Source organism: Planobispora longispora (genome assembly GCF_016863135.1).
Classification (GTDB): domain Bacteria; phylum Actinomycetota; class Actinomycetes; order Streptosporangiales; family Streptosporangiaceae; genus Planobispora; species Planobispora longispora.
In genome coordinates this window covers 1-1,997 of sequence record NZ_BOOH01000092.1, presented here as the reverse complement: position 1 = coordinate 1,997, position 1,997 = coordinate 1, and the positions used below count along the sequence as shown (strand labels likewise).

Here is a 1,997-nt window from a genome sequence, read left to right as displayed (position 1 = left end):
TGTCGAGGGCGGCGCCGTCGAGGGTGGCGTCGTCGAGGGTGGCGCCGTCGAGGGCGGCGCCGTCGAGGGCGGCGCCGTCGAGGGTGGCGCCGTCGAGGGTGGCGCCGGTGATGACGGGCTCGGCCTGGATACCGACCTCGGCGGCGACGGCGCGGGCGGTGTCGGCGTGGTCGCCGGTGACCATCACCACGCGGATGCCCGCGGCGCGGCAGTCGGCGACCGCGCTGCGGGCCGAGGGGCGGATCTCGTCGCTGAGGGCGACCAGCCCGGCCGGGGTCAGTCCGGCGGCGTCGAGCTCCGGAAGCTCCGCAAGATCGGTGCCACCGGGCCTCCCGGAGGTGGCCAGGGCGAGCACCCGCAGGCCGCGGCGGGCCAGCTCGGGCACGGCCGCAGCCAGCCGGTCGACCTCGGGACCGGGCGCACAACGCGCCAGGACGACCTCGGGCGCGCCCTTGACCGTCAACAGCGGCCCATCGGCGGTGGCGGTGAGCACCGTCATGGACCGGCTCTCGGCGTCGAAGGGACGCTCGGCCAGACGGCTCTCCCCCAGCGGAAGCTGCACACCGCGGGCGGCGGCGGCGACCTGCAGCGCCACATCCACCGCATCGCCGAGCCCGTCGCGAGCGTCGTTGCAGCGCAACGCGGCGCGCCACAACTCAGCCTCCGGCCGGTTCACATGCCGCGCACCGGAGGCGGTCACCCGATCGGCACCCGCCAAGCCCGCGCCACCGCCACCGCCACCGGCACCGGCACCGGCACCGGAGGCGGAGGCGGCACCGGAGGCGGTCACCCGACCGGCATCCGGCGCATCCGGCGCATCCGCAGCCCCCACCCCGAACACGGCCACCCGACCGGCACCCGCCAAGCCCGCGCCACCGGCGCCGGAGGCGATCACCTGCCCGGCCACGGTCAGCCGACCGGTGGTCAGCGTGCCGGTCTTGTCGGTGGCGATGACGGTGGTCGCCCCCAGCGCCTCGATCGCCGACAGCCTGCGGACGATCACACCCAGCCTGGCCATACGCTGCGAGCCCAGAGCCATGGCGGTGGTCACCGCCGCGGCCATGCTCTCAGGAACCGCGGCGATGGCCAGGGCCACCCCGGCCAAGATGATGTCCACCAGCGCGGCCTGCCCCTGACTGACCCGACTCAGGCCGATCGACACCATCACGCCGCCCGCGGCCAGGGCCAGCACGCCGATACGCCGGGAGGCCTGGGCCAGATCCCGCTCCAGCGGACTCTTGCCGCCGCCCTCCAGCGCGGCGGCGATCCGGCCCATCTCGGTGTCCGCGCCGGTCCGCACCACCAGCGCGGTCCCCGCGCCGCGCACAACCAGGGTGCCGGAAAACAGCTCCCCCTTGCGATCGCCCAGCGGAGTGGAATCGGCAGCGGGTGCGGTGGGGTGCTTGTCGGCCGACAGCGACTCACCGGTGAGCATCGCCTCATCGACGGCCAACGAGCCGGCCGACAGGATGCGGGCGTCGGCGGGCACCCGGTCTCCGGCGGCCAGCTCGATGACATCGCCGGGCACGACCCCGGCGGCCGGGATGCGCTGCACGGTGCCCTCCCGCCGGACCTTGGCCATCGGCGCGCTGAGCGTGCGCAGCGCGCGCACCGCCTGATCGGCCTTGGTTTCCTGGCTGACCCCGATGACGACGTTGACCGCCAAAATGGCGAGGATGGCCGCGCCCTCGGGGACCTCGCGCAGCACCACCAGGGTGATCAACCCGGCGATCAGCAGCAGGACCGACAGCGGATCGGCGAGCTGGCGCATCGCGCGGGCGGCCAGCGACGGCGGCTGGGGCGGTGGGAGCGCGTTGGGCCCGTGCTCGGCCAGCAGCCGCACGGCGGCCTCCTGCGACAGACCCGGCCAAATGCGCACGTCAACCTCTTCCATGAACTCAGCAGATCACCGTCAAAGGTGACGGGTCCCGAACCGAAGGGCCCCTCCCGGAAGGACTTTCGTCACCGGGCCCGCGACGGGGACGGCGCGATCCGCC

At 74.8% G+C, this 1,997-nt stretch carries 1 protein-coding gene; it reads right to left on the bottom strand.

What is annotated here, in order from left to right:
* Positions 1 to 1,894, bottom strand: a 1,894-nt coding sequence (locus Plo01_RS39725; RefSeq protein ID WP_203895979.1) for an HAD-IC family P-type ATPase, incomplete at its 3' end; no start/stop codon positions are given.
* Positions 1,895 to 1,997 lie beyond the last annotated feature (103 nt).